The sequence below is a fragment of the Paenibacillus sp. LBL genome (assembly GCF_029893715.1).
GTDB lineage: Bacteria > Bacillota > Bacilli > Paenibacillales > Paenibacillaceae > Paenibacillus_AQ > Paenibacillus_AQ glucanolyticus.
Genome location: NZ_JARXYU010000002.1, coordinates 665,776 through 691,168, shown reverse-complemented (window position 1 = coordinate 691,168; position 25,393 = coordinate 665,776). Strand labels below are relative to the sequence as shown.

The following is a 25,393-nucleotide window of genomic DNA, read 5'->3' as shown; positions in this document are numbered from 1 at the left end:
TCAGGGCATGCTTGGATGACTGGTTGACCATATGTCTAATCGATCTTGGCAGGATACATATGCTCTATAAGAAAGTTCATTATTCGTTGAGCCACACAAGTTCTTGTCCAGTCGAAGACAGAATTTGTACCCAGTAAAACAAAAAAAGCCGCTTGAATAGCGACTTTTAATGAGACCATTTATGTCATCTGCGTCTTTATTTCTGTTGTCGCTTGCCCGATCATTCCTGCTCCTCAGTGGCTCTCAAGATCACAGTAATCGCCTCTGCCCGGGTAGCCTGGGATTTCGGTTTCAACATGTTGTTAGGGTAGCCGGTTATGATTCCATACGCTGTCGCCATCATGACCGCATCATGTGCCCATGTGGAAATCTTGTCCTGATCGGCAAAGCTTCTATTCGTAATCGTTTGATTGATACGCAAAGCATTAACCACCATCACGGCCATTTGCTCGCGGGTAATGAAGTCATCGGGAGCGAAGGTACGCTGATCGTATCCCTGAATAATCCCGTTTGAATACGCAGCAGAAACGGCTTGCTTCGCCCAATGATCCGCCATATCATCAAATGTGTTGCTTCCATCACTTGTGAGACCCAGCGCTCGCACCAGCATCGCAGTGAATTCAGCTCGGCTAATCGTACGATCAGGCTTGAAGCTGCCGTCGATATAACCGTTCACAACGCCTGTTCCTGCAAGTTTCTCGATGTTCTTCTCCGCCCAGTGACCTTGGATATCTGTAAACGCAGCCCCGATTCCAGGCTCCTGGACGATCTTTCTCTCGATGACTGCAAATGTGCTGAAATGGTCGGTCGTACCGCTTACCGTTCCTTCCAGCCAATCTACGACGACGTTATCTAGTTCTACCCACTCTTTCAGATCTTCGTTGAACTGATAGAGTCGGAGTTCATAGCTGTCTTTACGACTGGAGTCCACGTCAAATTTCAAACTGATCGTTACGTCTTCATCAAATTTCCCTGATACATCTTTCTTCAACTCAATAACTTTACTTACCCATCGTTCACCCTCTCTTAGAGGAGGGACAGCCTGAAGGGTTAGTTGATGTATGGATACATAAAACGGTCGTTTCAGAGCTTTGGCAGGGATTCGGACTTGCCCACCATCAAAAACAATCGTTCTGCCCTCCGCGCCTACCAGAAAGCTGTTGCTCGGGAGCGATGGTACATTGGTTTCGTGCGTTGGATTGGTTTCGTTTGCTTCATCAATCCTCTTGGTGATCAAACGATACCGGCTGGAAGTCAGATTACTCGCATTGCCCGCTTGATCACGGGCTCTGACATGCAAGTACCAATCACCCTCCACCCCGTTCTTACCAAGCACGGCCCCGTCCACAAACGACATCCAGCCAGCGGTTGGCGCAGACATATCGGTCGTCCAGACATATTCCAATGAGGATGCATCTGGCCTGCTTCCTGTGTCAGTCACCGTGACGGTCGGTGTTACCGCTGCCGTCTGTATTTCACTGCCATTCGGATGGATGGTGATTGTCGGTGGTGTACGATCGATCTTCACCAAGATCGTCAGGGAGAGCGTATCCCCCGCAGCGTTGGATACCTGAAACAGGATGGTATGCTCACCTTCGTTCGATATTTCAAGATTTCCTTTATTGTCATACGGTTGTAAGGCGCCTCCATTCAGTGAATAGGTAAGACCATTAATTCCGCTGACTCCCGATTCGGCATATACGCTCACGATGACATTTGCCGTGCTCCATTCGCCGCTTACATATTCGCTTCCATCTGCTTTTACAAGTGTTGGCGTTAGCGTGATTCCTGTCGTGCTTATGTTGACCGTCCGTTGTTCGACCGCTTCATTATCTGCTGTATCAACGGCTTTGAACGTTATCCGATGAACGCCGTCATCTTGTAAGACGATATCCGATACATAAGGACTCCATGTCACTTCGTCATCCAGAGAATAGGTAAACGAAGTCACGCCGCGCTCATCCGATGCTTCGGCGCTTACGCTCACTGCTTGGTCGCTCCATGAACCATCGACATACTCCCTTCCATCCGCAGTGGTCATCGTAATGACGATAGATGGCGGCGTATGATCAGCCGGAACCATCCAGACGATCTCGACATCCGTAACACCAAGCAACGCATGGTTAGCAGCGTCGGTTATATTTCCGGCTGCCATATCGTAGGAGAGTTGCACGCGCTCGTTTTCTTCGAACACTTGATCCACGCTAAAGACAAGCTCCTTCGTGCCCGTTCCATCAACACCAGTGATGGTTGTGGAGTTGCCGTTAGCCGTAATCGCGATCCCCGCAGCATCCGTTAGTCGGACATCTTCATCGAAGGTTACGATGACCCGGTCCGGATGATCACTTTCGATCTTCGCGCTGACGATCGTTGGTGGGGCAGCGTCCCATTCGAGATTGCTTGTGATCCCTTGCAGGACGGGGTACATCTTCCCTTCTTGCAGCAACCAAGTTGCACCGAAATCCCATTCGCTACCATAGGCGGAGTACTGCTTCATGTTCGACGTCTTTTGCGGTTCCCCTTTGCCTGTATCGGACTGACCTGACGTTTCCAGATTATAGAGGCTGGCGGTAATCGTGTCGAATTTCCGTCCCACCAGACCACCGACTTCGTTACTGCCTTTAACCTGACCAGCAGCGTAAGTCGTACCGATCTTACCGACATTCCGTCCTACCAGTCCGCCGACTTCGGCGCGACCACTAACGGAACCTGTAGCGTACGCATTATGTACCTGACCACGCTCATTGCGCCCCACCAGTCCGCCAACAAAATCCATACCGGTAACATGACTTGCGGCGAATGACCGGTTAATCTCTCCCCCCATATCCAGATGTCCTACCAATCCGCCAACATTGAATTGACCATTAATTGTTGCACTTGAACTGGAACCTGTAAGCTTGCCATAGTGATTTCCAACCAATCCCCCAGTCATGCTGGTTCCGGTAACACTCCCTGTTGCATGAACCTGCGTGATTTGACTGCCAGAATCGGTCTCTCCTGCCAGCATGCCTGTATAGCTGTCTCCGGAGATGAATCCGCTCTTCAAATCCAGATCCCGAACCTCACCACCGGAAATATGGCCGAACAACCCAACATTCGATAAACCGTTTCGATGGATATAAAGACCCGTAATAGCATGACCTTGGCCGTCGAGTGTGCCCGTGAAAGAGGTGCTCCTGCTGCCAATCGGTTCAAAACCATACCCATGACCTGCACCCGTCGCCCACATATCAGAGCGAGAGTCGTCCTCGAATGTCGCTTCGAAATCAATATTCTTCGACAAGGTATACTGTGCTGACAAATCCAGTTCCATCAATTGCAGCTGATGGGAATTCTGGATGACGGTCGACCATTCCGTCCGCAGAAACGGCCGTGTGGAGTCTTCGACCATAAACCAATCATTCGTGAAATCCCAGTCCGGATAGCTGGTTTGGATAAGCGCCTGTGCTGTAGTGAGAGGGGTAGCTGCGCATTTATTATATGTATCGTTTCCGCAGGCGCTGTTTAAACCGACCGTTTCGGTATCCCAGAAGCTGCTGCTTATTTCTCCGCTATTGTCCCCAACCAATCCACCGACAATATGGTTGCTCCCGTTGACATAACCCGTGGCATAAGAATGACTTATCAAGCCGTGGCTCGTGCTGCCCACCAATCCTCCTATGCCACTCCGCCCACTGACGGCGCCAGTGGCATAGGAGTTGCGAATGGATGCGGAAATATTAAACCCGACTAGTCCGCCCACATGTTCTGCGCTGCCGCTAACGGTCCCAGCGGCGTATGAGCGGATGATCTCTCCACCTTCATTGTCTCCTACTAATCCCCCGATGATAGACGTACCGGAGATGGTACCGGTAGCGTAGGAATTACTCACCTTCCCGTCATTGCGTCCTACCAAACCGCCAACATAAGTGACGCCACTTACATCACCGGTGCTGTAAGAAAAGGTGATTTCACCGTCAATGCCATTGTAGCCTGCCACACCTCCGACGATGCCCTCATTGCTGCTAACCGTTCCTGTAACGAAGGACCGGTCCAACCTGCCATAGTTGCGCCCCGTCAGCCCGCCTACATCGAGTTTTCCTGTGATTGAACCTCCTTCGAGAGCGACATCCTCCAACACCCCGCTGGAACCCATAACCCCGAACAGACCGGCAACATCAGCATGTGGACGATGTATGGTTAGATTGCGAATCACATATCCCGCTCCGTCGAGAGAGCCGTTAAACTCGCTATGGATAATTCCAACGGTGCCGATAGGTATAAATCCTTCCCCATTGTTCCAGCTTGCCGTATCCGAAGCATCGATATCTGCCCCTAATCTGTAATGAGCGTCTAGGTCATTACGCACGGCGTTCAATTGATCTAATGTGGTGATGATGTATGGATTACCCGCAGACCCGTCTCCTGACATGCCGACCTGCAAGTAGCCAAATGCCTGAAACGGGAAAGTTCCTATCCATAGCACAAAAACCATTAAAATACAGAAGATGCGTCTCATTTCATCTTTTCTTCCTTTCATTATTTTCGATAGCCACGATCCGTAGTATATTCGATTTCCCGATCATGCGAATCTAACCCCGGTTATAGTCTTGGTTATAGTCGAACCAATGAAATAACCCGCCGGTTGGCGGGTCTTCTGCTTAAATCCTCTAGGCTAGCCTTGAATTTCTTTGCCTCGTTTAATGGCCTCTACTCGGTTCTTCGCCTGCAGCTTGCTGTAAATGCGATTGATGTGCGCTTTCAAGGTCCCCATGCCGAAGCCGAGCGCGGCAACAATCGCCTGATTGTCCATCCCCTCTTCCATATAACGAAAAACCGCATATTCTCGTGGTGTCAGAAGGTTCTCCAATGTGACTTTGCCTTGTTCCGGCGATTCGGCAGTTCCTCCGAAACCAGAGAGAATCCTTCGCACATACGATAGTGAAGGTGCATTTTTATCTCTAATGCTCCCTCTCTGGCGATGCTGAACATAATCCGTAAGCAGCTCTGCAACCCGACTGCCTTTATCGACGAACACACGGATATAATCATCGGGTTCCGCGAATTTCAGTGCTTCTTCCAATTTAAGCAGTGCTTGCTGCGATTTACCCTCAAGTCGCAGCAACATTGCCTGGAGTACTTGTATGTCCAAGGCATCCATCGGGCGATGGCCTTTTACCGCGATGGGCAGCAACCTCTCAGATAAAGCCCAGGCTTCCCTTGCGTTTCCACTCTCCATCAACACGCTAACGAGGAAGATATAGACGAATAACTGATATACGGATACCGGATCATCTGCCGCTAGCCTGTAGCGATTCTTCCATTCATCAGCAGCTGACAGATCCCCTGCATTCAGCCGCATACGTGCCATCTCCAAATCGAGCAGGATAAGAGCAGCCTTGGCCTCGTCCTCGAGCGCTCTCCGATAAGCTTCTTCCAACCATTTTTCAGCCTGGGAGATATCCTGCCTGGATTGGCTGATACGGGAAAGGAACAGACTTGCCGGAACGTATACCTTCTCTGGTTGATAATGCGCCTGGCTTCGGCCTTGCAATCCCAACCTAAAGTAATCCTCCGCCTGCTTCAGTTCATTGCGTTCGTAAAGCAACTCTCCGTAACAGACCACAACCGAATCCTGCAGACCCATCGGCTTCATGAATTCGATCATACTCAAAAAGAAAGTATCGGAGAGGCCTCGAGGCAAATGCTGACCACGTTTACCATTATATGACCTGTAAATGGACGGAGCCAGTGGCATATGAGGGGATGCAAAGATCAGATCCGTTCCCGTAGGACTATATTGAAGAGAAAGTCGGATGTATTCCAGTCCTTTAATCATGTCCATGTCATATTGGGTCGCTTTAAAGTTCCTTACATAATACAGATACCCCAAATAACGATGATTCTCTTCCTTAGTCCAGCTTGCCGAGGAAGCATCATAATGCTGTTCAGCCAGCTGCAGATACCGCTCCGCCAGTTCAAGTTCTTGAGCCCACAGCAATGAAAAAATATACGAAAAATAAAGGTACGGATGCCGCATAAGCAGCTCCTCGGGGATGGCCGACAACCAGTCCCTCATGGTAGAGAATTCTCTGCGAATCATCAAGCTTCTCATCTGTTCCAATAATCGGATAACGTCCGTATAACACGCTCCGGCTAAATAGTAATCTACCGCTTCTTCGTGCATTTCCTGCGATTCGCACCATGCGGCAGCTGCCCGGAATAGCGCAGCTGTCTTTGCGGAGTCAAGGCGCTGCTGGTGCTTCAGGAGAAACTCGCCGAACAGATGGTGAAGCCGGAACCAATTCTTCTCCTCATCTAGCGGTATGAGGAATAAGTTGAGTTTGGCCAATTCCGCCAGTTTCACTGCACCATCCTCTCCGGCAACAGCTTGACATAATGGCCCATTCATCCGCTGCAAAATGGAGACGTTCAGCAGAAATTGCCGCAGCGGCTCACCCAGCGACTCAAACACTTCCTCCAATAAAAACGACTCGACGCGTTCATGGCTGGATTGTATATGTTTGGAAGAACCGGCCCACTCATCGGCACGCAAAGACAACGAGATCAGCTTAATGCCCGTTACCCAGCCTTCGGTTTGGTATAGTATGCCTTCGATCTGCTCCCTCTGCAGCTCTTTCTTCTCAACGTCTTGGAACAATTTCAGCGTCTCCTGCAAATCGAAACATAACTGTTGAGTTGTGATTTCATGGATCCAGTTCCGGCTGATCCATCTCGATTTCAGGAATCCATGGATACTTCGGCTTGCAAAGCATAGATGAACGGAGGAAGGTAAGTATTCCAGAAAATAAGAGACGGACTCCAAGATATCCGCATTATGAATGACATGCCAATCATCCAGTATCAGGACAAGTGTCTCATTCAACTCGTTCAATTCATTTAACAAAGCGACGATAAATGGTTCGTATTGACCCGGACTTAGCGCTGCCGATGTGGTATGAAGGGAATCGGTCACCCCCCTCGCCTGCTCGATCGCCTTCGTAACGTAGTTCCAGAAACGGATGAGATCATTATCCTTGCTATCAAGCGATAACCATCCGACTGGTACCTCTAAATGCCTGGTCCAATCACTGAGCAGTGTGGTTTTACCGTAACCGGCCGGAGCCGTCACGAAAGCAGCCTTGTGCTTTAATCCTTCATGCAATTGCGCCAATAGCCGTGGACGCGGGACAGATTGGTAGAGGGATTGGGGTCGATTTAATTTAGATGCCAGCAGAAATGGGATTTCATTGTTCTCGTATACCATATTCCCTCTTTTCAAAAGGCCTCTCTGGGCCATATCTTCGGTTTTGTCCATCAAAATTCTGGAGTTACATTCAGAATATCGTAAATGGAGCCGTTTTGCATCAGAAACTGAATAGATCTGTCTCACTGGGTCTGCAATGCGGGGTGAATCCTTTCCTCATGGCAACATCATCCATGGATGAACCAAAAACCATTAGCCTTCAAAGACATCCTTTGGTCTGGTTACCCGAAAATGCACCTGAAATGTGCAGTTTCTGTGGGTGCCATTTGGAAAAAGGGATGATCGTTCTCCGAGGTATCCAAACTATTTCTTAACTTCGTTCAGAATAGATAGCCAAATCGCCATGAAAAAAAAGCCCGCCGCTCTTTGCAAGCGACGGGCTTCCTTCTCTTCTAAGACCTGAGTTTAAGGTTGCAGCTGCCAGAGCGCGGGCACGTTGCTCGGCTCCCAGCCCGGCAAGGAGGTATGGGCCTGGAGGCATTTGTACACCTTGCCGTCATAGGATACGAGTGTATTGGCCGCATAAGCTGTATTTGCTGCCCATGGCGTTGCACTCGGACCGTTAGGCGTTGTAACTGTTACGGCATTGCTGTTGCCAGATTCGTTGTTCGACGGGTCGTAAGCGCGGACCGTGAACGTATATTGCGTGTTCGGCGACAAACCGGTAACGACCTTCTCGGTTGCTGTTCCTGTGACGGTAGCTATTACTGTGCTGCCGTTGTAAATTCGGTAACCAGCAATGCCCGAAGCATCAGTGGATGCATTCCACATCAACGAGACTGACGTTGACGTCGGGGTGCCCATCACATGCAGGCCGGTCGGATTGGTCGGCGGTGTCACGTCAACCGGGAGCTGCGTGGTCGTAAACTGGACCCCATTGCTGGAAGGCGACCGATTGCCGGAAGCATCAAACGCCTTCACAGTGAGGTTATAATTCGTGCCTGCCAATAGGTTGGTAAGATTGGCGGTTGTCTGATTGCCAGGCAGAGTGGCAATGACATTAGCGCCGTTGTACACCTCATAACCCGTGACGCCATTGTTGTCCGTCGAGGCCCCCCAAGTCAGCGTGGCCGTCGTTGTGCCAACGTTGCTGACGGCCAAATTGGTTGGCACCGTTGGTGCAATGCTGTCGCCAGCACCGAATTGGGCATCGATGACGATATACCAGGCATTTTGGGTATCCGCGATATCCCACACGCCGAGGATGACATGGTAACCATCTCTTTGCGGTACGTTGCAGGTATGGGTTAACGTGGCTGGCGGCTGCTGGCCATTCCCGTTAATCGTGCAGAACGGAGTCAGATCAAACTGGGCGCGGGTCAACGGAGCATTGGGATTCCAATCCGGCTTGGTGATGAAATAACGGTAGCTTGTCGTGGCATGGCGAGCGGTAAAAATCCAAGTAAAGTTCTTCGTGCCGCTCGTCATGTTTACCTTGTTCCAGCGCGTAGCTGATTGCTGGTCAAGCGGAGCGAAGCCGGCAAGGCCAGCGCTGGCGATTTTGCCATCAGGCGGTCCGGCAGCAGGAAAACCTTTCGGCCCCTCCAGGCTCTGCGGCTCATAGACGATCGAGCCGCAGTTGGTATTCAATCCATTTTTACACTGAATCGCGCGGCTGGCCGGATCATTAATATATCCGTGGGCTGACACGGTCTTCGAGAACGCGAACATACAAGCGAATACGAGCAGCAATCCGCCGCCAATCAGCATGAATCGCAGGATGAAACGGGAATCCAATCGGGTTTGAAACATCATCACATTACCTCCCATGATTTGGTTTGGTCATGATGTGCCTTTCGTTTTTCGACACTATCTTTGCCGCGAAGCGTGTGAGAGTGCCTCCTCTCTTGAATATAATCCTGCCAAAGCTGTGCACAACCGTTTATTTGTGGGCATCCGCTCCTTTTTAAGCCGATTTATATAAACTCCTTAGAGCTTATATACTCGTAAAAAGTCATGAAAACAATACCTCATCGCAATTGTGTGAAGCGTAATAAGCGGGTTCGCAATCTTCGTGAGTAGGAGAAATCAAGCGTGAGCAGCTCTGCTCTGCTATATAGAATCAGCTATGTAAACTGCTGATGAATGCTGATATTCATAGTACGCATTTATGAGAGATCAACACCGAGCAAGCACACCTGTTGGCAAAAGCATGGAGGGGTATGGAGTCATGTCTAAATATGGAGGAATCTATATAGACTGGCATAATAGAAGAGTTTCGTCACAATGGATCGTGTTAGCGGAGTGTCATGAACCAAGTGAAGTTGATGTATCGGTCAGAAAAAATTGAAAGATATATTACCAGTAATTGGATGTGTTAATTATTGAACAATAACCTTTTATTGTCAAGGGAGTAATTTATCCACTCTTTGCTCGCGCCTGGCTTCGCCAGACATTAAACTAGTGGAGCAGCAGCATACAGTTCATCTTTATATGTCATATCCGAACCAGGTCCCCGATATCAGCTATCAAAACAAAGGCTATATCATTATTTTGCTCATTATAAAATCGATTTGTCTTTCATCACCCATGTAAAAAGTATGAGTTCCTGTTTGAACAAAACCCATTTTCTCGTAAAAAGCAATCGCATTTTTATTTTTTTCCCATACGCCTAGCCAAAGTTTCTTTTTATTACTTTCTACTGCAATATCCTTAGCTTGATTCAGCAAATATTTGCCAAGCCCATGTTTTTGAAATTTACTCTTTATATAAATCCTTTCAATTTCAAGTGATTCATCTCCCATTTCTTCGGACTGCTCATCATTGGTGTTGACCTTTAAATATCCTGCAACTTCATTATTAAAATATACAAAAAAGAATTGCGAAAACTTATTGGATAATTCTTTTTCTATTTGTTCTAGGTTAAAAGCTCTTTCCAGATAGGCATTTATATTTCCTGGTGAGTTCTGATCCTTAAATGTTTCATTAAACGTTTCATAACCAATTTCTTGAAGTTGACGCGAATCCTCAAGCGTGCACTTTTTTATAATTATTGTCATTTGATCATGTAGCTCCTTTTTATGGAATCAATAACTTCGTTCGTTTCCCTTTTTTACAATTTCCCAGTCTCTTTCTACATTTTTTCTTATTCTTTGAAGAAGATTAAAAATGGTTTCTACTTCCTGTGCGGAAAGCCCCTCCAATGCAACACGATTGGAATAATCATTTTCTCTTTTTAAAAAAGGGTAGACTCGTTCCCCTTTGTCTGTTGGATAGAGGTTCTTAATTTTTTTGTTAAGGGTATCGTCTTTTTTTTCAACAAATCCTTTAATTTCAAGCTTCTGAATAGCACGGGCAGCCGTTGTTCTATCAACCTTTATCATCTCTGCTAACTTTTCTTGAATGATTCCTGGGTTCTCACATATGCGCACAAGATACAAATACTGCCCTTTGGTAAGATCATACTCTTTAAATTCTATATTACTTATGGAGTCTAATGCCCTGGCTATGATTCCAATCTCACGAAGAATCTCCTTCATAATTAACTCCTTGTTCTATATTTTTGTTGCAAATTCAATAAAATAGCTAGAATTCATTCTACTTCAATATTGTTGCATTTGCAATAATATTATTTATGATAAACCAGGCTCGTGGCCTATCGCCATAACAAAACCGGCTGTATGGCTACAGCCGGCTCTCTGCTAAATCAGGTGCGGTTATTTATAAGTGTGCTCGATACTATTGTGCTGGTGAGGGTGCTGGTGATGGTAAGGGTATGCTCTGCGCCGTTTCGATCTGCTGTATATCGACGCGGAACTGTTCCTGCACGTTGAAGGGATGATACAATCCCTTGGCAATCGCATAATGGGTGATCTTCTCATGCGTATCGATTGCCTGTTCCAATTGGCGTTCCAGAACACCCTTGATTTCCGGTGTGACGCATTCCGTTACGGCCATCGCCAAATTCCGGACGCCGCTCTTGGCCGTGGCCAAAAAGTCCATGGCGATTACATCATCCGTCATTTTGTTCATGCCCGTCATATACTCCAGTACAGGATTCATTGCAATGTCTCCTTTCCTTTGGTCAGGATCGCAGCGAGCTCGGACAGCTGATCGGATGACATGGCGGCATCCTGCTGAAGAATAAGCTTCAGTTCGGGGTCCGTGACCAGCGCCTGCATCGTCTTGGACTTCGTCATGCAGACCGTCTTGAAGGCAGCAATCTCATGCACCTCCAAGACTTCATGCATTGCATACGTTGGATTCATCTAGAAGTTCACTCCCTCGTTTAATCAGCTCTTTACGGCTTTAAAATAACTTTGATGCAGTTATCCGTCTTCGTATCAAACAATTCGTAGCCGCGCTTGGCCTCGCTAAGCGGAATCACATGCGTAATGATATCGGCCACGTTGACCTTCCCTGTCGTCACCAGTTCATACATGTAAGGCATATAATGAATGACCGGTGCTTGTCCGGAGCGAATGGCTATATTGCGCTGCATGATATCTCCCAGCGGAAATCCGTTGTAGCGTCCGCCGTATACGCCGGTAATTTGAATGGTCCCACCCTTGCGAACCGCTTGGGAAGCAATAATCAGAGCGCTCATGGTCCCTCCTTGCAGCTTCAGACCACTCGCCAGGTACTCGAGGTCGCTCATCTTTCCGTCCATGCCCACCGCATCGATGACTACGTCCGCTCCGCCCTTGGTGATTTCCTTCAGGTAGCTGCCGACATTTTCATGATGCTCGAAATTAACGGTTTCAACGTTATTGTTCTTTTTGGCATGCTGCAGCCGGTAATCCACATAGTCGACCGCGATAACCCGCTTCGCGCCTTTAAACCAGCAGAACTTTTGAGCAAGCAGTCCGACCGGACCGCAGCCAAGCACGATCACCGTATCGCCCTGTTTCACGCCCGCATTATCAACGCTCCAAAAAGCGGTTGTCATCGCATCGGCGATCAAAGCAAGGCTTTCATCCGGCTGCTCGTTGCTTTCCGGAATTTTAAAATGCGTGAAATTGGCGAACGGAACCCGCAAGTACTCGGCCTGCCCGCCAGGATACCCGCCGGTCGTTCCCGAGTAACCGAAATACGCTCCCATATCTCCGTTATCATTGGAATTGTCGCACTGGCTCTCCAGATGATTTTTACAGTAAAAGCATTCGCCACAAGCAATATTGAACGGGATAATAACGCGGTCGCCCTTTTTCAGCTTGGTGACTTCGGGTCCCACTTCTTCTACGATCCCCATCGGCTCATGCCCTATGACGTAATCCTCCTGAAGGTTGGGAATCATGCCGTGAATCAGGTGTAAATCGGAGCCGCAAATGGCAGTGCTGGTCAGCTTGACAATCATGTCGTCCGGCTTTTGGATTTTCGGATCGGGAACGTCTTTGACAACGACATTCTTAACTCCTTGGTACGTCACTGCTTTCATCATGCTTGGCTTTCCCCCTTATGCTCATCCGGCGTCCTGTCAAACATCCCTTTGCGCGACGTATCTCCCGGAAACAGGTTCATTCCGGCAATCATGGCTGTATTTTTGGCGGAAAGCTGGTCCAGCTGATATTGTTCGTTCAGTTCATATGGATGAAACCATTTTTTGCGGATCATAAGCTCGGTAATTTCCTGGTGAAGGGCAATGCCCTGTTTTAACTGCTTTTTGAGCAGTTCTCTGGCATCGGACGATACGGTTTCGGTCAGGGCAACGGCGGTGTTTCGTACCCCTTCCTTGGCTCGAAGCAGAAAATCCATGGCGAATGTCATGTCGGCCATTTCAGGCATGTTAAGCGAATTGATCGGATCTAAATAATCGCTGTTCATCAGGTCATCACCTTTAATTTAGAATGGGAGTAGGCTTGCTTTCGGGAACCGGGGCCTGGAATGGCGCTCTTTGATAAATCGCTTTCAGCTCATGGATAGCCACCGTAGATTGTTCAACGTCTTTTTGCATAAGCATCTTTAATTCCTGGTCAAAAACGATCCCCTGCATCAGCTTGGACTTTGCCGCACAGAGCGTCTTGAAATTCAGCACCTCATGGAGATCGAGCGATTCGTGGGGGGCGAGTGAATTATCTTTCACGTTTGACTTGTACCTCCTTTAATTAACATAGATGTAAGGATAGGTTATCCTTTTGTTTGAGGCTTGATTCGGGCAGTTTCCCCATTGCCGTATTCTAAAATATGCCAGTTGAAGGATACACAAAAAAACCAGCAACCTTCAGATCAGAAGATTGCTGGTTTTCTTCCTTATTGTAATCACTTACATCCACATAATCCGGCTGCTCAATCGCATATGCCATAGCATTAGCAATGACCTTCGGCGAAAGAGCTTTTTTACGCTGTTCTTTTAAGAAGCCTATGGGAATCGCTAGCCTTCCAAATCTCCCTCAATCTCCAGATAACGATTCCGAAGCATCTCCAACTCCTCCTCGGAAGCGTTCCAATAATTCCGCTGATGGCTCTCAAGCAAGGTCTCCAGCATGCCGTGATAAGCCCAGCGGTTATTGTCCTTCATTTGCTTGCTGCGATGCTCATCTGCTACATATTCCTGATGGACTGCAGAAAAGATCCAAGAATCCACCTGGTTAGTTGTCGCGGCGAGACCCAGCAGATTCTCCATTCGGTCAGCCACCTTCTGTGCCCCATGATAATCATGCTTCAGCATCCCCTCGATCCACTTGGGATTAAGCATACGCGTCCGAACACCTCGCTGGACTGAATATTGGAGTTCTTCGGTCAGCACATGTTCTCGCGTCGTATCAGAAATGAATATGTCGACCGTCTCCCCTTTGGAGATCTCAACCGATTTGGCCAAACCGCCAAAAAATTCGTAATAATGGTCCAGATCGATAATTTCATGCTCATGGTTGCTCCGGATTTGCGAAACGATATCTACTGCGGCCAGATTGGCCTTGTACAGCTCGTACATTTCCCTGCCTCGGTAATTCGAGCTGTATACATGTTTCAGACTGTGGATAAAGGCTTCTCCCAGATGACTTTCATCTTCCCACTGTTTGGTCTCCACCAGTTTGGCTACAGACGTCCCGTATTCTCCTTCCGCAGGGCCAAAAATGCGCGCGCATGCCAAATCCCAAGCCTCGTCATGCTCGGCTCCGGCCTTGCGCAATTGTTCATACAACTGCTGGGAACGCTGTTTGAATATATTCTGTTCTGCCGGTTCATCCAGCTCCGAAACAGCTTTAAATAGTTGATGGAGTTCCACCAGCAGATCCGGAAACATATCCCGGAAGAATCCACAGATATGTACAACCACATTCAAGCGGGGTCTGGCAAGTTCTTGCGCCGGAATAATTTCAAATTCCCTGTGCATGGAGCGTTCCCGTTCCTTCACTCTGACACCGAGATAAGCCAGAATCTGTCCCAGCGTTTCTCCTTGGGTTCGGGAAGTCTCCAGTCCCCACATTACGAGTGCGGTAGTTTCCGGGTATTTCTGATGTGCATCGTGATACAGCTTCAGCGTATTCTCCGCGATTTGTAAGCCGCTTATCACGGCAGTACGGCTGGGAATAGCTCTGGGATCGAACTGTACCAAATTATTGCCCGAGGGCAGCACCTCCGGATTACGAATACAGTCGCCTGCCAAAGAAACAGGAATATATTTTCCATCCAATGCCTTAAGCAGATGGCTAAGCTCCGCATCGGCTTGGGTTGAACGGTATGCCGTCAATCCATGATTCCATGTTTCCTCCCAGTTGCTCTGCAGTTCCTCCGGCAGATGCGGAGGCTCGGGAATTTCACCGCTGCGGGTATAAAACAGGACAGCGTCCTCTACACACTTGTCCAGATGCTGGAGCCTATCAATGTTCTGGCTCTCCAGCAGGTCGTCATAATCCCAAGACAACGAGGCGGCATACAATCTCTGGAGTGAGGCGTGCGAACCGCGATCATGACAGAGAATCATGTTCATATGCCTGGCAGCCTGTTCATGATCATAGCCTTCCCCCAAAATATGCAAACCGTCAGGGATAAAGGATCTTCCGATGCGGTACAGCTCCTTCTCAATCTCTTCCGGTCCCTCGGCTTCAAGAAACAAGGAGGCTGCTTGCTCCTGCAGCAATTTCCACGCTTCGGCCACGCGTGCCGGATTCAGCTGTTCCTCAGCCCGGTAATGATGCAGCAGTGCTTCAAGCTTCGCATATTCGCCGTATAGTCCACTTGCCGTGAAGGGCGGTGATTGATATCCAATCAGGGTTGCATGCGTTCTTCGCTTGGCAATCATAGCTTCGGATGGATTGCCGACATAGTAGGCATACACATGCGGAAGATCCTGAATCAGGGCATCCGGCAGACAGTCGCCGGACATTCCGCTCTCTTTGCCCTCCAGAAACTCAAGGGTTCCGTGAGTTCCTACATGCAGGATGGCATCGGCCTTGAACTCGTCCCGAATATATTGATAAAAAGCCAAATACTGATGATGCGGAAGCAGGCCTTTATCATGATAGACCGCTTCAGGATTCTCATGAATCCCGCGACTGGGCTGCACTCCGATAAACAGATTGCCGCTCATCAGCCCCGGAATTTGGAATGCGCCGGACTCAGTCGTCATGACATCGCCTGGGGCTTCTCCCCACTGATGAACATAATCCTCTCGTCGTTTGGCAAACACCTCATTGTTCTGAACGTAGTGATCGCTGTCGTACCTCAGTAAAGATGCAGACCCGCGTTCGTCTGTCCATATGCCGGAATTCACAATTCCTTCGTGGATAAATCGCTCTCGCAGCTCCGTTCCGGAATACGTTTCCGTAAGGTAGCCATGTTGTTTCATCGCATTCAAGATTCGGGAGATCGACTCGAAGGTATCCAGGAAGGATGCCTGGAACAGATGCCCCTCTCCTGGAGGATAATTGTACCCAACGATGGCAATCCTCTTCTTGGCCAGCGGCTTGGTTTGAAGTTCCAAATACCGCTGGACCCGGCTCACAAGCCGCTGCGCACGATCTTCGATTAACTGCAGCTCCTTGATGTGAAGCTGCATCTCTTCATCATAGTCCCGAGCGGATAATGCAGCGACCGGGAGCATTTCAATACTGCCATCAAGCTCGGGCAGCATCATTTGTACAAGAAATTCCGAAGGGGACAATCCCTGCCGCGAGTTTTCCCATTCCTCTTTTTCTCTTCTGGTCAGGAAAAACGGATGAAACATCGGCGCCTCCACTTCCCTCAGCAGGGCTAAAATCTCTTCGCTTCTGCCGCCGGTCGGACCGGCTCCTAACCGAAACGGGATAAAATTGACAATCAGGTTTACTTTCCCTCCACGGGTTCCGCCAAACATCAGGAAATTTCTCAACTTTTTCGAATCCACGTGAACCAAAGAAGTCATGGCGATGGGCAGCACATGGGCGAATTTCCGAATCTCCTGAATGATTTCGCCGATTATGTCCCCCGTATGGAGCGGATAACTGTGTCCCATAAACAAAACGGCTACCGTTGGCAGTTCTTGCTGGATATTGGTCATTGTCTGATAGGTTTCCAGCGATTCATATGTCTGTTTCTTATACGGGTCATAAATACTCAATGATTCCAGGACGAATGGCGGCTCGACCGACGGCCAGCTGGCTTCTTTTCCATAGTGCGTTACAATATAGCCCAGCATGTGGTGCAGATTGCGATCTCCTGCATTCCTCCAATATTCAAGCAGCGTACGATAATGCCGCAAATCGTTGGATATACCCGGTTCCCCCTGGGAAACAGGAGAGCCTCCCTGCACTCGAACACCCACAGTATCCTCGTATCTCAAAGCACCCAATCGAAACAGATCTTGAATCCCTTCGGCACTTCCGCCCAGTATCACTTGCTCGGCCTCCACCTCAGCACACCATTCATGGATACGGGCAATTGTCGGAGCCGGTGTCCCATGAGGATCATGTATGATAAACCCTGCCCTTGCCACGCTGACTTCAAGCGATTTCCACGCCTCTTCCGATAGAGTTCCTTCAATATTAAATACGGATAACGATAAACGGCTGCGCAGAGCAGGTCCCAAATTCTTATAGACTTGTGACAGATCTTTCATCGCTGTGTGCGATGTTGTTAAAACAACGATATTCATCGAATCTCCCCCTCTCAACTTATTTACAAACCGGCTGGCTCAGCTCAAAGTAGAGCGAAGGGTACTCAGCAATCTCTGATCATCCGTGTGGTCCAGCATTCTATATTCCGCTCCAAGCGCTTCCGCCAGCTGTTGTGCGCGTCCCAATCTGACATACCCCTGTTCCGTATCAAGTACCAGACTTGGAATTCCTTCAGCACCTATCCGCCTTGCGATTGCCAGACATTCGTTCCAAATATCAGGATTGGCGGATAGTCCAGTGAAACTTTCGTTGGCTCTGCCGTCCGACACCACAATCATCACAGGCCATGTTCCCTTGTTTTTTCGTTTTTCGGAAAGAATGGTCTCATAGCCTTTGACAAGGCCAGCTGCCAACGGGGTTTTCCCGCCTGTGGGGATTCCCTTGAGATGTTTCGAGGCGGCATCCACACTGCGTGTAACTGGCAGAATAAGCTCCGCCTGTCCCTTTCTGAAAGCAATCATGCCGATCTGATCTCGCTTCACGTATGCATCCTGCAGAAGAGACAGAATTGCGCCTTTTACAGCTTTCATGCGCTTTCGAGCTGCCATGGAGCCGCTGGCGTCCACCACAAACAGCAGCGTGGCACCTACCCGGCTTTCCTTTTTCTTCTGGCGTAAATCGTCGGGTTCAATGACAAACGCCAATCCCTTTCTTTTGGGCCTGAAGCGCTGAAAAGGGGCTGCCGCTCGAATGGTTGCATCAAAAGCGACATCCGTTTTATGCCTGTTTCTTGGATTCATGAAACCGATCGATCGTCCCTGCTGTTGAAGCGCACGGGTTTGATTGCGCTTGCCGGGCCCTTCGTGATGGAACTTCCGCTGCTTCATGTCCAGATCTAAAGGCTTGATAGAGAACGTTTCGTCCGGCGGCAGCACTTGTTCGTCCCGGCCATCGCTTTGCCCGTCAGCCTTGTCGCTGCCTGTCTTCAGATCCGAATCAAATGATGAGTCCCCACTCAAATCATGCTGCCGATTTAGTTCATGACCATCATGCGGCCGTACAGGTGCTTGTGATCTGATGACCTCCTCTTCCTTCGAAGAAACGGAGTGCTTCTCCCCCTCGTGTTCCTCAGCGGTGCTCCGGGAAGTGCCTTGGTTCTCCGCCGCACTTCTCATTCTGTGGGGCAGCGCATATTCCGCGGCTTCCCGAACATCATCGGAAGTCACTTCCTCCCGTCCCTCCCATGCAGCGACTGCCTTCGCGCCTTCGATCAAACAAAGCTCAGCCCGAGAACTGCTGCTTCCCGATTGGTGTGCGATGGAGGCTGATAGCTGAATCATCTCTTCACTCACCGCCACCCCGGAAAGCGATCTTGCGGCAGCTTCCAATCGAAGGTGTAGCGCATCCTCAGCAGACAAATAACGGTCCCTAAACGCTGGCCGATCTCCTTCAAACTGAAGCGCTCTTCGAATAATCTCACCTCTGGTTTCGAGTTCGCCGATATGATCCATCGCCACATAAAATCCAAAGTGGTCCAGCAGTGGAGGCGAAGGAATCCCTTCTTCCGGGTCCATAGCGGCAAGCAGCATAAACCTGCTGTTTCGTTCGGCGGATAACCCCTCCCTCTGTACGTGAATTCTGCCCGTTGACAGGACACTGACGATCTCCTTCATCATGGTCTGAGGCATTAGGTTCATATGGTCCACAAGCAGCAATTGTCCGTCAGCTTCTTCAAGCAACCCTGGCGCATGGACTATTTTCCCGGTTTCCAGGGTCGATTGGATGTCCAATGAACCCAACAGCCGATCCGTAGTAAGATTGGCCGGTACGGATAACTTCCGGCGTCCCCGAGCCAGAGACGAAGCCGCATGCAATAATAGACTCTTGCCTGATCCGGAAGGACCGCTGACAAGGACTCCGCCGATGGCGGGATTAACAAGATACAGCAGAAGCGCTCGCTTGGCCCTCTCCTGTCCCCATATTGCACTAAAGGGATACGATATGTTCAAAAGCTCATGCTGGTGTATGTTCATCACGTCATACCGTCAGCGCAGGTTCCAGCACGGCCTGCAAGCGCTCCTCCATGCCGCCCGTTTCTTCAAACGGTTGGCGCCTCATGCGATGAGGCAATACAAAGCGAGCCGCATGTTTTATATGTTCCAGGCAAACGGCCTCATGCTCATGCCATGCCGCCAAAGTTACTGCTGTTTTGATCAGAGTTATGTCAGAGCGGTGTCCGTCGACCTCAAGGCCTATGCCGATTCTTGCCGCCAGTTCCAGCATGTCATCCGTGATTCGTATACCGTCAAGCCGTTTGCGAGCTTGCAGAATTTGCCTCAGCATGTTCTCCTGTTCCGACTGATACTGCTTAACAAAGGTCGCTGGGTCCTGTTCGTATTCCAGCCGTCTGCGAATGACAGCCGCACGCTCCCGCACATCCCGCTCTCCGCCTACCTCCACCGATAATGCAAAACGGTCTAAAAGCTGAGGGCGCAGGTCGCCCTCTTCGGGATTCATCGTCCCCACCAGAAGGAACCGGGCAGGATGGGAATGAGATATGCCTTCCCTCTCCACCGTGTTAACCCCCATGGCTGCTGCATCCAGCAGCACATCCACAATGTGGTCATCCAGCAAATTGATTTCATCAACATATAGAATGTGACCGTGTGCCGCCGCTAGCAATCCCGGCTCAAATTTCTTCTCGCCTGTTTTGATTGCATGTTCGATGTCCAGTGCGCCAACTACCCGATCTTCAGTTGCACTTACCGGAAGATTAACTACGTTCAGTTCGGGAACAAGTCCGGACAATGAACGAACGGCTGTTGATTTGGCTGTCCCCTTCTCTCCGCGGATCAATACACCGCCAAGCTTTGGATTTACGACGTTCAGGATTAGCGCAAGCTTTAACTGGGATTGACCAACGATAGCAGTAAAGGGATACAGCGTATTTAATGCATCCAAGACCTTCAACTCCTTTATTTCTCTATTAATCCGGTAATCCGGCAAAATGGCTTGTTATATACCGTGTCGGATTCCACGGAAGCCACCACACCGAATACTCGGCTAAGCAGTTCCGGTGTCAATACCTCCGTGGGGGAACCGAATCCTTCGATCGTCCCGGACTTCATGGCCAGAATAAAGTCGGAATACGACGCAGCGTGGTTGATGTCATGCATGACCATAATGATGGTCATTTTTAATGTTTGATTAAGATCTCTAATCATCTCCAATATTTCCAACTGATGGGCGATATCCAAATAGGTTGTCGGCTCATCCAGCAGCAGCACCCCGGGCTGTTGGGCCAGTGCCATGGCTATCCAGGCTCTCTGTCGTTCACCCCCTGATAGCGTATGGAGCATCCGATCCTGATATGAAGCGAGTCCCGCGGCGTTGATAGCCCACTCCGTAATTTCGCGGTCTTTCTCGCTGGTATGATGCCAATAAGGCTGATGAGGCGTCCTGCCATACCCGACCAACTCTTTTACTGTCACCTCCACCGGATCCTGGGATTGTGCCATGTAGGATAATTTCCTTGCCACATCCCGACTGTTCAAGTTGGATAGCGCTTTGCTGTCCAGCAGAACTTGACCTGCAGCCGGTTTCAGTTGTCGGGCCAGCGATTTCAAGAGCGTGCTTTTTCCGCAGCCATTCGGGCCTATAATGCTGTGAACGGCTCCTGCAACAAAGGAAATATTCAGCTGCTCAATAATGAACTTGTCATGATACCTGAGTGAAAGCTGTTCCGTCTCGATACTGTTCAAACTTGTTTCCTCCTTAGGAGATACAGAAAAAAGGGAGCGCCTAATACACCCATTATGATTCCTACCGGAAGCTCAATCGGTGAGAACATGATTCTGGCGAGCGTATCGCAAATCGTCAGCACGGCTGCTCCCAACAGGGCAGATGCCGGTATCAGAATTCGATAATCTCCCCCGATAAGCAATCTGGCGATATGGGGAATAATAAGACCCACAAACCCCAGTAATCCTGCAATACTTACGGCACTTGCCGCCAGCAGCGTAGCCGTAGCCGTTATCAGGAGCCGAGAAAGCTCCACTCGAGTACCCAAATTTCGTGCGTTGGAATCTCCCAGCATCATAATGTTCATCTGCTTGGAACCGGCAACTGCGAGAAGAAGACCGATGATCGAATAAGGCAGTATCGTTGACAGGTCAGGCCAACTCTTGGCAGCCAGCCCGCCAACCATGAAGATTAAAGCGCCGTGCACTCGGTCACTGTAAAAGGTCAGCATCGCGGATATACCTGATCCCAAAAATGCCGAAACTGCGACTCCAGCAAGAACAATCCTCAGCGGACTAACCCCGTCTTTCCAGGACAACAGGTAGATGATGAAGGCAGCCAGGGTTGCTCCGATAAAAGCGGCAGGTGTCAGGAAATGATCATATTGTGGAACAACGACCAGCAGGAAAATGCCAAATAAACCGGCTCCACTGGAAACCCCTATAAGATGTGGGTCTGCGAGCGGATTCCGCATGACCCCCTGCAGCAGCGCGCCGGAAACTGCAAGATTGGCGCCTACCAGCATGGCAACAAGCGTTCTCGGGAGCCGAATGTTCCAGATAATGTCCCGGTTCATGCCTGGAAGATCATGATGCAGAACAACGTCTACGATATCTCGCAGAGAGATCATCACCGCTCCTGTGGCAATGCTAAACAGACACGCTGCGATCGCAGCTGTCAGAAAGATCAATATGATCCACACAGGGCGGGTTGTTTTATTGAACATCACCGAAGATCTCCGGATAAATTAGCTTCGCTAAATACACTAATGCTTCATCATAATGCAGTCCGGGATTCGTAAGAAACAGATTTGACGGCACTACAATCACCTTTTGATTCTTGACAGCCCCCAGAGAAGACCATGCCGGATTGCTTTCCAATTCCTCTTGGATCTTCTTGTCTCCAACCGCCTTTTGCCCATGGATAATCATAAAAACATAATCCGGGTTTTGCTTCACAAGTGTCTCCATGCTGTAGGGCGAGGTCGTCGGACTGTTAGGTGAGGCTTCCAGCTCCCCGGCTGCATTGGTAAGCCCCAGCATTTTGGCGATCTCAAGCCCCGATGTGCCATCCTTCTGAATCGAAATCCCGCCAGGAGTTACATTCAGGTTGATAAAAGTAGGCGATTCACCGGGCAGCTTAGCCAAAATGTCATTTACGCGGTCATCCAATGCCTGCAGCTTCGCCGGCAGTTGCTCTACCGTGCCAGCAATCCTGGACATCCACTCGGCTTTGGATTTCATGTCCTCGTAATCGGATAGGCTCATCAAGGCTACAGGAATTCCGCTGCTCTCAAGAGACTGGACAAGTTCCTTGTGGAAACGAGGCTGTCCGATCACCAAATCGGGGCTTAGAGCGACAACCTGCTCCAGGTTAATCTGGCTGACCGTACCAACGGATGATACGCTCTCCGCCTCTTCAGGGATGGAAACTCCCGAGGCTTCCATTCGCCCTGCCGCCTTCCCCCCCACGGCATAGAGAAGATCGAGGAATTCAGGCGATAACACCACTACACGCTTAGGTTGTTCCTTAAGAGTTATGGTTCGTCCCGTTGAATCCTGAAACGTTATGTAATCCTCTTCAATGGGTGTAAGGTTTGAATCCGATTGTCCCGTTTCAGATGTTTCACTGCTTGGAGGAGCGGCTTCTGTGCTTGTAGATTCATGCCCCCCACAAGCTGACAATATGAATGCACATAGGATGATAGCTGAGCTTAATGCCACAAACCGAGGGAATCTCTTGCGTTGCTTGAATGTTAAATACATGGATGTACTCTCCTTTTTATCATGTTATCCGTTGCCGGATCATGGTTATGATTCATCTCTCTTTATCAAAAAACGACTAACCTTCAGGACATGCAGATTAGTATGCATTCGCTTATTCACGCACTACAATGCTGGCAGTGGATCTGTTAACAAAGACCAATCGCTTTCCTTCTCTGCGTCTGTTAGCAGCGCCTGATCCAGTGACCGAGTGATGGCTTCCTTGTCAGAGTTGACCCCGATAAACACCAGTTTGTTCACGCGATCTCCCCAGATGTCATCCCAGTCCGGAGTTTTCACGAATTCGCTGCCAAAATACGCAAATCTCTCTTCTTCCGACAACGCGGCAACCCATAGGCCTGCCGGTGACAATTGGCGTGATACCCCCGCCTGACTGAAGGTCATTGCCATATGGTTTCGCGTGGCTAACCATAAAATCCCCTTGGAGCGAACCACTTCCTTGGGCCATTTTCCCATCCACTGCAGCAGACGTTCCGGATGAAACGGTACCTTCCGTGAATACACAAAGGATGAGATTCCATATTCCTCGGTTTCAGGCGTATGGTGTTCGTTCTGGAGCTCTTGAATCCATCCGGCGGATTGGCTTGCTGCTTCAAAATCAAATAAACGGGTGTTCAAAATTTCCTTGGGATCGATTCTGCCGTGCGTGGTGCGAATCATCTTCGCTCGCGGCTGCAATCCTTTAAGAACAGCTTCCAAGTTAGCCAGCTCTTCCTCACTGACCATATCGCACTTGTTGATGATCAACACGTCGCAGAACTCCACCTGGTCAGTCAACAGATGAACGACACCTCTTGTATCACCTTCTCCCGCTTCCTGATTGCGATCCTGCAATGTATCCTTTGTGTTGTAATCCTGCCAGAAATGATACGCATCCACTACGGTAACCATGCAATCCAGACGAGTCAGTTTCGACAGATCGATTTGCTGTTCTTCATCAACGTACGTAAACGTTTGAGCAACCGGTACAGGCTCCCCGATCCCGGTGGATTCAATAAGTATGTAATCGAATCTGCCCTCTCTGGCCAATCTCTCAACTTCCAACAGCAGATCATCACGGAGTGTGCAGCATATACAGCCATTGGACATCTCAACCAACTTTTCTTCCGTCCTGCTTAGTCCACCGCCTTCCCTGATCAGACCGGCGTCAATGTTAACCTCGCTCAAGTCATTCACGATAACGGCCACCCTGAGTCCGTCTCGATTGTTCAGCACATGATTCAAAACCGTCGTTTTTCCTGCCCCCAGATATCCACTCAGTACCGTTACCGGTATTTTCTTATCTTCGAATATCAGATGACTCATTCTCCACAACTCCTTTATGCTTTAGGTTGTCAATCTTTGATCAAGCAGACCATAGAGCGAAACCGCTTCTTTTTTGATTAAGGCTGCTCTAAGCCTTCTTCCGATGAAGCTCGGCAATCCATGCAGTAGCCAAACACATCGATTTTGTAATTCAATGATTGGAAACGCTGCGGCTCGGGCAGCAGCATTTGCTCAGGATCAAAACTCATGGGAATCGTTTGCTTGCAATCCATACAAATGAAATGAAGCTGAGGCTGCACATGATCAATCAAGCGATAACGAAGTTCATTGTCCAGCGCAAACGTTTCGATGATGCGCAGGTTTTTATACAGCTCAAGATTTCGATACACCGTGCCGTAACTCAAACCTTGAAAGGTCTGCTCCATCGCTTGATATAACTCCATCGCAGAGAATGGGCGGTTCAGGCTTACCACCAGATCCAGCATAAATCTCCGCTGCGTGGTTATCCGAACTCTCTGATCGACCAGATAATCGATCAATTTATCAAGCTGTCTGCTATCCTCCACACTAAACACCTGCCCTGCTGGAAACATGAGTCGTTCAATAACAGCCGATGATCGGTAAACTTTCAAACCTATATTTCTTATTCGTAATCATTACGATTAATATTACTTCCGGTTTTATCACTTGTCAACAATCGTATCTTCACCTGCTCTGCTAGGCGGTAATCTCGCACATGATAAGAAATGACCCCTTAATCTATAAGGAGTCATTTCTCTTCTGTCCATAGCGGTTCACAGGGAACGATTACCAGCTGGACTTCGTTATGCCCGGAATTTGCCCCTTATGGGCCAACTCCCGAAACACGATCCGCGATACACCAAATTTACTGATATAACCTCTTGGTCTGCCGCTAATCGCACAGCGATTATGGAGTCGAGTCGCGGAAGAGTCCCGGGGCAGTTTTTGGAGGGCATCATAGTCGCCCTTTTCTTTTAATTCCTTGCGTTTCTGCGCATATTTAGCTACCGTCTGTTGTCTTTTCATTTCTTTCACTACTTTTGATTTTTTTGCCATTTGCCAACACACCTCCCTTCTGTTGG

General features: G+C 49.1%; 19 protein-coding genes. All 19 read right to left on the bottom strand.

Features of this window, described 5'->3' with window-relative positions; all coding sequences use genetic code 11:
- Positions 1-220 precede the first annotated feature (220 nt).
- Positions 221-4,498 carry an S-layer homology domain-containing protein gene (locus M2277_RS08165; protein ID WP_280754560.1) on the bottom strand — a complete coding sequence of 1,426 codons (4,278 nt, stop codon included), beginning with the start codon at positions 4,496-4,498 and terminating at the stop codon, positions 221-223.
- 156 nt (positions 4,499-4,654) lie between these two features.
- A complete protein-coding gene (locus M2277_RS08160; RefSeq protein ID WP_280754559.1) occupies positions 4,655-7,261 on the bottom strand; it encodes a winged helix-turn-helix domain-containing protein in 2,607 nt (868 codons plus the stop codon).
- A 390-nt stretch (positions 7,262-7,651) separates the two neighbouring features.
- Positions 7,652-8,998 carry a lytic polysaccharide monooxygenase gene (locus M2277_RS08155; protein ID WP_280754593.1) on the bottom strand — a complete coding sequence of 449 codons (1,347 nt, stop codon included), beginning with the start codon at positions 8,996-8,998 and terminating at the stop codon, positions 7,652-7,654.
- 728 nt (positions 8,999-9,726) lie between these two features.
- A complete protein-coding gene (gene paiA, locus M2277_RS08150; RefSeq protein ID WP_280754558.1) occupies positions 9,727-10,245 on the bottom strand; it encodes a spermidine/spermine N(1)-acetyltransferase in 519 nt (172 codons plus the stop codon).
- A gap of 27 nt (positions 10,246-10,272) precedes the next feature.
- Positions 10,273-10,725, bottom strand: a complete 453-nt coding sequence (locus tag M2277_RS08145) for a MarR family winged helix-turn-helix transcriptional regulator (RefSeq protein WP_280754557.1) — start codon at positions 10,723-10,725, stop codon at positions 10,273-10,275.
- A gap of 199 nt (positions 10,726-10,924) precedes the next feature.
- Positions 10,925-11,248, bottom strand: a complete 324-nt coding sequence (locus tag M2277_RS08140) for a spore coat protein (RefSeq protein ID WP_006210203.1) — start codon at positions 11,246-11,248, stop codon at positions 10,925-10,927.
- The gene (locus tag M2277_RS08135; RefSeq protein WP_036639034.1) at positions 11,245-11,454 is read right to left on the bottom strand and encodes a hypothetical protein; all 210 of its coding nucleotides are present in this window, start codon (positions 11,452-11,454) and stop codon (positions 11,245-11,247) included. Before M2277_RS08135 ends, M2277_RS08140 begins: the two co-directional genes overlap by 4 nt.
- A 32-nt stretch (positions 11,455-11,486) precedes the next feature.
- A complete protein-coding gene (locus tag M2277_RS08130; protein WP_036639195.1) occupies positions 11,487-12,623 on the bottom strand; it encodes a zinc-dependent alcohol dehydrogenase in 1,137 nt (378 codons plus the stop codon).
- Positions 12,623-13,009 carry a spore coat protein gene (locus tag M2277_RS08125; protein WP_006210206.1) on the bottom strand — a complete coding sequence of 129 codons (387 nt, stop codon included), beginning with the start codon at positions 13,007-13,009 and terminating at the stop codon, positions 12,623-12,625. Before M2277_RS08125 ends, M2277_RS08130 begins: the two co-directional genes overlap by 1 nt.
- A 13-nt stretch (positions 13,010-13,022) precedes the next feature.
- Positions 13,023-13,268: a hypothetical protein gene (locus M2277_RS08120; protein WP_006210207.1), complete on the bottom strand. Its 246-nt coding sequence runs from the start codon at positions 13,266-13,268 to the stop codon at positions 13,023-13,025.
- A 288-nt stretch (positions 13,269-13,556) separates the two neighbouring features.
- Positions 13,557-17,258, bottom strand: coding sequence for a cobaltochelatase subunit CobN (locus M2277_RS08115; RefSeq protein ID WP_280754556.1), 3,702 nt, complete (start codon positions 17,256-17,258; stop codon positions 13,557-13,559).
- A 39-nt stretch (positions 17,259-17,297) separates the two neighbouring features.
- A complete protein-coding gene (locus tag M2277_RS08110; RefSeq protein ID WP_280754555.1) occupies positions 17,298-19,253 on the bottom strand; it encodes a VWA domain-containing protein in 1,956 nt (651 codons plus the stop codon).
- Between the two features lie 4 nt (positions 19,254-19,257).
- A complete protein-coding gene (locus tag M2277_RS08105; protein WP_036639024.1) occupies positions 19,258-20,181 on the bottom strand; it encodes a magnesium chelatase ATPase subunit I in 924 nt (307 codons plus the stop codon).
- A gap of 14 nt (positions 20,182-20,195) precedes the next feature.
- Positions 20,196-20,981: an ABC transporter ATP-binding protein gene (locus M2277_RS08100; protein ID WP_152827805.1), complete on the bottom strand. Its 786-nt coding sequence runs from the start codon at positions 20,979-20,981 to the stop codon at positions 20,196-20,198.
- Positions 20,978-21,967: a FecCD family ABC transporter permease gene (locus tag M2277_RS08095; protein ID WP_036639019.1), complete on the bottom strand. Its 990-nt coding sequence runs from the start codon at positions 21,965-21,967 to the stop codon at positions 20,978-20,980. Before M2277_RS08095 ends, M2277_RS08100 begins: the two co-directional genes overlap by 4 nt.
- On the bottom strand, positions 21,957-23,006 hold the full coding sequence (locus M2277_RS08090) for an ABC transporter substrate-binding protein (RefSeq protein WP_280754554.1): 1,050 nt from the start codon (positions 23,004-23,006) through the stop codon (positions 21,957-21,959). Before M2277_RS08090 ends, M2277_RS08095 begins: the two co-directional genes overlap by 11 nt.
- A 123-nt stretch (positions 23,007-23,129) precedes the next feature.
- On the bottom strand, positions 23,130-24,329 hold the full coding sequence (locus M2277_RS08085; RefSeq protein WP_280754553.1) for a GTP-binding protein: 1,200 nt from the start codon (positions 24,327-24,329) through the stop codon (positions 23,130-23,132).
- Positions 24,330-24,406: 77 nt separating this feature from the next.
- Positions 24,407-24,922 (bottom strand): Fur family transcriptional regulator, encoded by a 516-nt coding sequence (locus M2277_RS08080; RefSeq protein ID WP_280754552.1) that lies wholly within the window; start codon positions 24,920-24,922, stop codon positions 24,407-24,409.
- Between the two features lie 175 nt (positions 24,923-25,097).
- Positions 25,098-25,367, bottom strand: a complete 270-nt coding sequence (gene rpsN, locus M2277_RS08075; protein ID WP_006210215.1) for a 30S ribosomal protein S14 — start codon at positions 25,365-25,367, stop codon at positions 25,098-25,100.
- Positions 25,368-25,393 lie beyond the last annotated feature (26 nt).